Origin of the sequence: Mesorhizobium sp. B2-4-15 (assembly GCF_006658505.1) — a bacterium.
Lineage (GTDB): Bacteria > Pseudomonadota > Alphaproteobacteria > Rhizobiales > Rhizobiaceae > Mesorhizobium.
Window position 1 is genome coordinate 32,990 of sequence record NZ_VFUZ01000039.1, and the last position, 9,272, is coordinate 42,261.

Here is a 9,272-nt window from a genome sequence, read left to right on the forward strand (position 1 = left end):
GTCTCATCAGGCCCTCAGTCCTCGCTCGCTTAGGCTGATGGCGCCCGGCCCGCCGCCTTCAGCCGACCAATTCTCAGCCGACCTAGGGCGTGGTGACGATTTAAGGATTTGGGATTCCCAAGGAGCAGTTCAACGCTGATTTTTGGAGATCAGCGATGGATTGCGGCGCGCTTCGGGACGACCAGTGGGACGGGATCAAGTGTTTTGTGGGGCGGCACCAAAGGCAAGCGCGGCCCGCGCACAGATAATCGGAAGTTCCTCGACGCGCTGTTGGGGATGGCACGTTCGGGTGGCCGTTGGCGCGACCTGCCGGAGCGACTAGGCGACTACCGCTCAGTGAAGCGACGCTATTATCGTTGGATCGGGATGGGCGTGCTGGACGATATGCTGAAAATGCTCGCCCGCGAAGCCGATCTCGAATGGCTGATGATCGACAGCACGATCGTGCGAGCGCACCAGCATGCCGCCGGGGCACGCAAGGTCAAAGGGGGCGGATGCCCAGGGCCTGGGCCGGTCTCGCGGCGGCCTGAGCACCAAGCTCCACACCGCCACCGAGGCGCTCGGCCTTCCCATCCGCCTGATCGGCACCCCCGGCCAGCGCAACGACATCGCCTTGGCCCACGACCTGATCGACGGTATCGACGCCGATGCCGCCATCGCCGATAAGGGATACGACGCCGACCACCTCGCTGACAGGATCATTGAACAGGGCGCACAGGTCGTCATCCCGCCCAAGCGCAACCGCAAGGTCCAGCGACCCTACGACATCGATCTCTACAAGGAGCGCAACCGCATCGAGCGCTTCTTTTGCAAGCTCAAGCAGTTCAGAGCGTCGTGGTCTCCTTGGTGATGTCCACGAAGGGGTTATGCCTCATGGTCGTCCAATCCAGCACGCCCGGCACCTTCCACATGGTGTCGCCGGTGCCGTTGCCAGCGATCCTCATGACGGCTGCCACAAGCTCGTGGTCCCAGATGCGGCCATAGTCGGGGCCAGTGACGGCGCGAAGCTCGATGCGTCCGTCTTCCGCTTCAAGGGTTTTCACAAGCTCGGCACGGTGGGACAGCAGGCCGTGCTGCAGGTTGATGCCAGCCAGTGGCGCGGGAAGCTGGCGCATGTAGGTTGCAGGTGCGCCGACGAGGCTGCACAACTGGCCAAAACTCCAATGTGTGGGCGCCACCGGCTGGTCCTGTCCGGGAACGATCAGCGAAAGCCTTTCCGCATTATCGCCGCTTGCCTCAACCTTCACGGCCCGGCTTTCCACGGTCCGTGCGGTGGCGCGGTCAGCCCGGGCGCGCACGGCGTCGTAAAGCTCCGTCAGCGATAGATAGCGCTCATCGTCGGGGCGGGAAAACCACTCCGACGAAACCCGCCCGACGCGCTCGCCGCGCGAGATGTCCACGCGAAAGCCGCTGGAAGCAGTCTGCTGCTGGCCGTTGTCGGTGCCATTGGCATCCGTGATCATTTTCATTGCTCTCACTCCTTTTTCGTCAAAGCCGAAGGCATGTCCCCGGCATGCCTTCCGGGGGCGCGTGAGCGCGCGGGAGTGATGGGGGCCAATGCCGGCGCGCGGAGCCGGGCTGCGCGGTCGAGCGAAGCGGACATGAATCTGGTGTCAACGGTTGCTGGTTTGTCAGCCGCTTTGCGAGCCGGCGGCCCTGCTTTGCACAGCCGGCAATGGCGGGGAAGCGAGGGGAAAGTCCTCTCGCTTCCCTGAAGCAGTCACAGATTTGTCAGCGGTCGGCCTCAACGAAGCGAGGTTTTCTGGCTTGAAATCCACAACGAATAGGGATTGTTAGAGCAACGACTTGTCTACGTATTGGCGAAATAGACGATTGTGCGCCACCTTGTATTTCCGAGAGAGGAAAATTCCATGACCGTATCCGGTGAACAGCACGACAAAGCTGATGTCATGTCCATCGCTGCCGAAATCGTAGCCGCTTATGTGTCGAACAACCCCGTGCCGATGGTGGAGCTGCCGAAGCTGATCGGCGACATTCATGCCGCCTTGCAGGGGATTGGCACGCCTGTGGCCGAGCCCGTGGTAAAACGGGAGCCAGCGGTATCGATCCGGAAGTCGGTAACACCGGACTATATCATCTGCCTGGAAGACGGGAAAAAATTCAAATCGCTAAAGCGACATCTCAGCACACACTACAATCTGAGCCCCGAGGAATACCGAGCGAAGTGGAGCCTGCCTGCCGACTATCCGATGGTGGCGCCGAACTACGCGGCCGCCCGCTCGGCGCTGGCGAAGGCATCCGGGCTCGGGCGCAAGGCGGCAGAGCCCACAGCGGCGGTCACACCCAAGCCGGAACGGGCTGCTCGCGCCGCGACTGCGGCGACCGCGCCTGTTGCCGTGAAGTCGCCGCTCAAGAAACCGCGCAAAAGTTCCGCCAAGGCCTAGCCTGCTCCATCGAACCGGCTATCTTTCGGGAGGTTGGCGGATCTGAACATGGCGGAGCCCCGTCCGGCGGACGGGGCTTCTTTCTGTCTCAAGCGGATTTCACTCCGCGGTGCGGCGGGACCAGATGAGGGAGAACTCGCCCTGCGTTTCGGTCTCGACCAGGCTCGCATAGATCGGAGCGGGGAAGCTCGGATCGTCGAGCTTGACGGAGTGGTAGTCGCGGCCCTCGCGCGAGGCCTTCTTCCAGGCCGCGCCGAACTCGGTGGCGCCGGCGAAGATGCGGTAGTCCGGACCCTTTTCGTTGTCGCCTTCGGCGGGGACGAAATCGACCGCCTTGACGTTGAGGTTGAGGGTCTTGACCGAGCCCTTGAAGCCTTTTGCGGTGCTGGTGAACACGCCGATGGTGGCCATTGTGGTGGTTCCTTCCGTTTGATCGGGCCGCGCCCATCGCGACCTCGATGGCGGTGGTGAGACCGGAGACGATCGGCCTGCACCCACCGGGGTCCCCATTGCGCCTTCGCAATGGGGTGGTTCTTCGGGCTGGAACGCAGTGGAAGGCGGCCAGCCCTGGCTTTTTTGTTTCGCGATGCAAAGCCGGCCGTTTGGCCGGCGGCGGAAAAAAGCCAGGGCTGGACGTTGCAGGAAGACGATCGAGGCGAAGCCGGTCTTCGGTCAGACCCAATCCACTCGAGGACGCGGTGGGCGTGGCCGGCCAAAAGACAAGGAGGAACGCGGCGATGGCTGCTGCGTGGTTACGCTTCGCCCTCCGATCGCAAGGGTGCAGGAGCCGGAATGAAGCAGCCTAGCACCTGCCGACAAAGCGGTGATTTCTGTGCCTCGGAAACGACCGAAAACAAGCGCGACCCGCTCTCGTTGGCCAGTGCCTGCGTCAGGCGCGGCATGGATATCAGGCACGATATCTTGGGGCCAGATTCTCACACTTCCAACCTGCCGACGGTCCAAGGTTCTGCCCATAGCCAGGCCATTCGAGCACGGTCGAAGTCGCAGCAGGGCGGATGCGCCCCGATCCGAACCGATGGCTTGCCGGTGCATTCGATCTGACCTGCAGAGAGGCTTGCGGTGGACGAGGCCTCGCAAGAGAAGAGCCGCCCCCACTTGCCGTGCTTCCCCATGTCGTGCGGTCGAGGTCCCCGGCCGCGCTGAACAGTGCGGCCGGAAATTTTCTGAGCGGCCCGGAGCCGCCAAGGCGGCTCCGGGCTTTGTCCTTCACTCGGCGGCGACGCCGACGCCCTCGCCTGCATTGCTCTCATCGGCGCTGTAGGAAGATGACTCGTCTGCATCGCTGGTGCTGGCCAAGGGCACATGCTCTGCCGCTGGAGACTCGCCCCGCCGTGGCGTCCCCATCTGTAACATGAACCGGGTCGATAGCCGTTTCGGGCTACCCGCTCCGCAACAGCGCGGGCAACCATCCGGTCCCGGCCAGCAACTGCTCGGCGGCTTCGGCCATCGGCTGCTTCTTCAACGCTGCGAGCCGTTCCGCCGCCTCGTCGCCGACAGCCTCGCGCACCGCATCGAGGATGTTCGCCTTGGTGATCCGCCCGAGATAGACTAGCTGCGCACGGTGGGCGTCCAGTGTGCCGTCATGTCGAGGCCAAGCGCCACCGCCAGCCTGTCCGCCGTTTCGTGGGCGCGCGGCTTGCGTTCCCGAGGCTGCTTCACGGCATTGACAGTGAGCGAGGCGCAATGGGCAAACAGCGCCATGATCCTGGCAGGGTCGAGCGCGGCGATGAAGTCCCACAGGTCGTCCACGTCGCGCGGCATGTCCGCCGCCCATCCAGCGTGACGATCAGCCAGCGCCTTGGCCGCTGCCGTGTCCTCGACGCCATCGGCATGACCACCGAGAAAGGTGCTGGTCGGGCGGATTTCCAGGCAATGGGCTTCCATGCCCTGATAGAAGGCCTGCGCGACGAGCGTATGCGTGACAGCGATAAGGGCAACATCCGGCTGCTCGCCGAGCGCAAGGCGAAGAGCGAGCGTGCGGTGGGCGCTCAGATCGCGGATGAGAAGGTCCGAAAGAGACTTGCCGTCTTCCTCGGCTTCGGCGTCGCTGCCGCCATCGGGGTCCGAACCGACTTCCGCCTCGATGATTATACCGTCACCGTCAATGATGGTATGGCCGTCACTTTCGGCTTGCGCCTCCGGTACTTCGTGTTCGGCGCGGATGAAACCACGCTCGATGCGCGCCGTCCCGTCATGGGAAAGCATGACGAACACGCCCGAGCGCGCGATGATATCCGGATCGTAGGCATGACGCATGGCGTCGATGCGATCTCGGCTTCAAGCGCGCCGAAACGCTTGTCGACATCGTCAGGCAGTTACTCGGCAGTCTTCCAGTCTTCCGTAAGTTGGTTGAACGTCCCGAGTGCCGCCTGATACGCGGCTTCGTCTTCTTGCGACAGATCGACCGGCTGCGGGTAGCTACGGCGCAGGCCGTGCGCATGCGGATAGTCGATGTGGACATCGGCCCATTTCCAGCCCTCGGCCTTGGGAGCGCCCGACAACCGGCAAAGATGTTGACATGACCTATGATCTTCAATGGCCCTACGTGGGCGCGGCCGTTCTCTCCGGGTCGTCAATCTGCACTATGCAAGCGATCCGATTACGTTCTTTTACAAGAAGATACCCTCACCCGCGCCGCTTTGCGCCCCTGTGCGTTTTGCAGCACATCCGGCAAGTCGCGCGCAACGGTTCAGGCTCCGAATTAAGTGCCAGCGCGCGTGGTTTCGCGCTGGAACAAAGCCGCCGTGTCGTTGTTCTGGTTGGCCCATCGACCAAAGGAGCTTGGGATCATGAACACCATGCGGACTTTTCTAGCCCCGTTTGGCATCGCGACCGTGGTGCTATTCACCTTCCCCGCCATAGCCGCTGAAAACGCGCAGAACTTTGTCGACAAGGCTGCCGTCGGCGGAATGTTCGAAGTGGAGTCCAGCAAGCTCGCCGTCGACAAGGCGAAAGACCAGAAAGTCAAGGACTTCGCCCAGAAGATGATCACCGATCATGGCGCGGCCAATGCCAAGCTCCAATCGATCGCGGGCGAGCAGAAACTGACGGTGCCGAGCGATCTCGACGCCGCGCACAAGAGCGACCTCGACAAGCTGCGCAACACGAGCGACGGCTTCGACGCGCCTTATGTCCAGATGCAGCGTAGCGCGCATGCCGATGCGGTGAACCTCTTTCAATCCTATGCCAAGGACGGCGATAATGCGAGCCTGAAAGCCTTCGCCACCGAAACGTTGCCGACGCTCAAAATGCACCAGCAGATGGTCGACAAACTCGCTTCGTCGAACGCTAGCCAGAACACCACGACCGACACCGGGACCCCGGCCGTCAAAACGGCTTCGACGCCAAAGCCCACGGCTCCGGTGCCTGGCGCCAACAGCTTCACAGAAGGCCAAGCCAAGAGCCGCATCGCCGATGCCGGGTATACCGACGTTTCCTCGCTTGCCAAGGATGACCAGGGCATCTGGCGCGGCCAGGCGAAGAAGGACGGCAAAAGCACATCCGTAGCGCTGGATTACCAAGGCAACGTCTTCGCTGGCCAATAGTCAGTCACAACAGGGAGCTATCATATGCAAACGATCACCGCACTTTTCGACGACCACGACGACGCGTCCGATGCCGTCGGCGAACTTGAGTCCATGGGTATACCCGCATCCGACATCAGCGTCGTCGCCAACAATTCCGAAGGTTGGCATGAGGGTTCGGCGTCGCCCGCTGCCGAGGATGCAGCCGGCGGGGCCGGCATTGGCGCTGTCGTCGGCGGCGCAGGCGGCTTGATGGCGGGGCTTGGCGCGCTGTCAATCCCCGGGATCGGCCCCGTCGTCGCGGCCGGATGGCTGGCGGCAACGGTCGCCGGTGCGGTCACTGGCGCGGTCGTGGGTGGCGCGGCCGGCGGTATCATCGGTGGCCTGACCGATGCCGGCGTGCCCGAGAACGATGCCCATGTCTATGCTGAAGGAATCCGGCGCGGCGGCACACTGGTGACGGCACGGGTGAGCGATGACCTCGCGCCGCAGGCTCGGGAGATTCTGCAAAATCCCAATTCGGTCGACGTTTCCGAGCGGCGAGGTGCGTACGAAGCAGAGGGATGGTCCGCGTTCGATCCCGCCGCCGGCGATTATGCCGAAGGTATCACACGAGATACCGTCCGCCGCAGCGACCTCTGATCATTTAGGCCGTCTCGTGCGGCCGGCCGCCCGTTGAAATCACCGAAAGGAACCCGGCATGAGAAGAGTGCTGTTGCCCTTGGGGCTGACCGCGCTGGTCGTTCGGCTGGCTGGCCTTTCTCTACGTCGACAGAGGGTGGCCGACGGCGCCCTTCAAACGGGCGCCGGAGCAAAACCAGGCTGGGAACGCGCCGCAGGACACGTCGCCAGCGGCCGGCGTGAAGAAAAACCCGCAGGACAATACCGAAATGCTGGGAAATCAGTGACGGCTAGCCGCCTCCTTGAAATCCCCTGAGCTGGCACCGATACGCGGGTGCGCTTACGGCCAATGTTGAGGTGTCGGCTGTTCGCCATATGCATGCCCTTTCCGTTATCAGAGAGTCGAGATGCGAGCAGCCCATCCGCTGCCAACAGATGAGGGATGGGCTCGGCAAGAGGCCCGCTGCCCTTGAGGCAACGGGCCCAGGTCGGCTCGGGTAGGCAACCCTGATCGCTGGGGGGACGAACGATCTGGCACCTAACCGGCACAAGCTTGAAAGGTTCCTGAACTTGTCCCTGTTTGGCACGGGCATATTTGACGACATTCCCGCAGCCCAGAGCAGGCCGTCCGGATCGAAGCTCAGCCCGTTATCCTGCCAAATGCCGGTGCCGACAAACTGTTACGTCGCAGTGAAGTCACGACGGCCGCCCATATGGCTTGTGCGCGGCGGCCGGCTCCTCTCCTGACATGGGTCAGTTCAGCCGGTGTTTTTTCCTGGTGTCGATGGCCTTCTCGAGACTGCGCGCCGGCACATCCTCATTCTTGAGCGTATCCAACGCCAGCCCCATTTTCAGGGCGATGATCGCAGCCCTTGGGTCGTTATGCTTCGAGAGATCAAGGTTGGGACCATGTCGCGATCGAACGATCAACGCAGGAGATGCCCCAATGATCAAACTTCTCTCACCATCGGTATTTGCCATCGTCCTGGCGACTTCGGCCATGGCGCAATCCAACGGAACCGGGAGTGGCACCGGCGGCACAGGCAACGGCTCCGGCGGCACCACCGCCGGCGGCGGGACTGGCACCGGGACTGGCACAGGCACCGGAACTGGCACGAGCAACGGCACGGCAACACCAACACGGATACCAATGCCACCAACTCGCCGACGAATTCCGACGGAATGCCCGACCGTTGCAAGGACACCGGCGGCAACGATACCGACAACAACAACGCCACCGCAATACCACGTCGAACATGCAGAATTGCAATAAGTAGCCGTTTGCTGACCCGGCTATCCATGGAACTGATATGCACGCACGAGAAAGGTCCGCCTGGAGGCGAGCCCGAAGCCGAGGACCGGGTCGACTTCGCGTCAGTCCTTCACATAAGCTCCAGCTTGCCGGCCACCCTTCGCCGCCTTGGCGTCCTTGGAATGTTCCGCGATCGAAGGACCTGCTCCGGAAGTCTTCTCCGTCGCCGGACTGGGCGTCGGCTGCCGCCGAGGATTCTGGCCGTCCGACTGGTGGGTCTCGTCCTCCACTTGCCCGGTCGGACGGGTAAGCCCCATTCCGCTAGCGGGCTTTTTATTGCCCGCGGCATCCTGGGAGAACTGATCGGAGGGATCCGCGTCGGTGTTGGCGGGATACTTCGTGGCGCCGGTTTCACGGCGGTTTTTCTCTTCATTCATGACCAGTCTCCAATTGAGTGATGAGTGACCCGATGAAGAATAATCCCGCTGTCGGAAGAGGGTTCCCGTTCGATGCAGGCGGGACAGGCCGCCGATTGAACAGAGCATTTCCGGATAATCCAACTGGCTGGACGGATCGGTTAGCGGACGCCCGACGTCGGAGGCGCGCAGGTTGAAATAGGCAGACACCGCGGGCGTGAAGGTACGGATCACCAGATCGCGGTCGAGGAACACCGTTGCGATCTCCGTGCTTTCGAACAGGTTCCTGAGGTCGCTGTTTGCGTGGTCGAGCTCTTCGATCTTATTCGTGAGCTCGGCATTTATGGTGTTCAGCTCCTCGTTGAGGGACTGCATCTCCTCCTTCGAGGCCTCCAGCTCCTCGTTGGGTCGACTGGGCTTCCTCGTTGACCGAGACCAGTTCCTCGTTGGAGGTGGTGCGGGTGCTCAGGCCAGGCGGCATGCCAGCGGTTTTGAACTACTCCTACCGTGGGGCGGTCGCCCTCGACCGCTACGATATCCATCGGTTCGCAAACGCGTCCGGCATGCGGATCATCGTCGACGCAGAGATGCCGTTCAGCCGTTGGGACGGGACCGCATTTCTTCTTCGAGCCGGAGGAACATAACGACTCAACCAGTGTTCGAGAGGAATCGCAGCGATGACCAGCTCAACCATGGATGTGGAATTGGCATGCCCTGCAACGCCGGCTCGATGGCAACCGATCGAGGGACCGTCGGTGGACGACCGCGCTGAGCTGAATCGTCGCCCCCATCGTGACGGCTCGAAGGGAAAATTTCGGATTGCCGAACAATGTTGTGCAGAGCCGGAGGCCGGCCGGATTGCGGGCCGGGATCGCCTTGCAAACGCTGGCCGCCTGTTCACAGTGTTTTGCAGGAATATCATTTGTTAAGAGAATGCGATGCCTCGCATGAGCCAACGCAACCTTGGCCCCCAGGCAAGTCTGGGCATGGATCAGGAGATTGCGTCACTGCTGACAGCCATCGAACAGGAGAA

Annotated in this window: 5 protein-coding genes and 4 pseudogenes; 4 read left to right on the top strand and 5 right to left on the bottom strand. The window is 62.3% G+C overall.

The window, feature by feature from the left end; all coding sequences use genetic code 11:
• Positions 1–155 precede the first annotated feature (155 nt).
• Positions 156–829, top strand: a pseudogene (locus FJ930_RS28410) (IS5 family transposase); the annotation flags it as partial.
• Here the strand turns inward: FJ930_RS28410 and FJ930_RS28415 are convergent.
• Positions 828–1,469 (bottom strand): annotated as a pseudogene (locus FJ930_RS28415) (DUF932 domain-containing protein); the annotation flags it as partial. The pseudogenes FJ930_RS28410 and FJ930_RS28415 overlap by 2 nt on opposite strands.
• Before the next feature lie 402 nt (positions 1,470–1,871).
• On the opposite strand from FJ930_RS28415, the gene FJ930_RS28420 reads away from it, so the two are divergent.
• A complete protein-coding gene (locus FJ930_RS28420) occupies positions 1,872–2,405 on the top strand; it encodes a MucR family transcriptional regulator (protein ID WP_141840975.1) in 534 nt (177 codons plus the stop codon).
• A gap of 99 nt (positions 2,406–2,504) precedes the next feature.
• On the opposite strand, the gene FJ930_RS28425 is transcribed toward FJ930_RS28420, so the two are convergent.
• Both FJ930_RS28425 and FJ930_RS28430 read right to left on the bottom strand, forming a co-directional pair.
• On the bottom strand, positions 2,505–2,816 hold the full coding sequence (locus FJ930_RS28425; RefSeq protein WP_140745339.1) for a DUF736 domain-containing protein: 312 nt from the start codon (positions 2,814–2,816) through the stop codon (positions 2,505–2,507).
• 994 nt (positions 2,817–3,810) lie between these two features.
• A pseudogene (locus tag FJ930_RS28430) lies at positions 3,811–4,912 on the bottom strand (chromosome partitioning protein ParB); the annotation flags it as partial.
• Between the two features lie 312 nt (positions 4,913–5,224).
• On the opposite strand from FJ930_RS28430, the gene FJ930_RS28435 reads away from it, so the two are divergent.
• Both FJ930_RS28435 and FJ930_RS28440 read left to right on the top strand, forming a co-directional pair.
• Positions 5,225–5,971, top strand: coding sequence for a DUF4142 domain-containing protein (locus FJ930_RS28435; RefSeq protein WP_246677074.1), 747 nt, complete (start codon positions 5,225–5,227; stop codon positions 5,969–5,971).
• 24 nt (positions 5,972–5,995) lie between these two features.
• Positions 5,996–6,592, top strand: a complete 597-nt coding sequence (locus FJ930_RS28440; RefSeq protein ID WP_140745336.1) for a hypothetical protein — start codon at positions 5,996–5,998, stop codon at positions 6,590–6,592.
• Between the two features lie 732 nt (positions 6,593–7,324).
• Here FJ930_RS28440 and FJ930_RS30205 read toward each other — a convergent pair.
• Both FJ930_RS30205 and FJ930_RS28460 read right to left on the bottom strand, forming a co-directional pair.
• The gene (locus FJ930_RS30205; protein ID WP_181176466.1) at positions 7,325–7,573 is read right to left on the bottom strand and encodes a hypothetical protein; all 249 of its coding nucleotides are present in this window, start codon (positions 7,571–7,573) and stop codon (positions 7,325–7,327) included.
• A 792-nt stretch (positions 7,574–8,365) separates the two neighbouring features.
• A pseudogene (locus FJ930_RS28460) lies at positions 8,366–8,693 on the bottom strand (PAS domain-containing protein); the annotation flags it as partial.
• Positions 8,694–9,272: the final 579 nt, after the last annotated feature.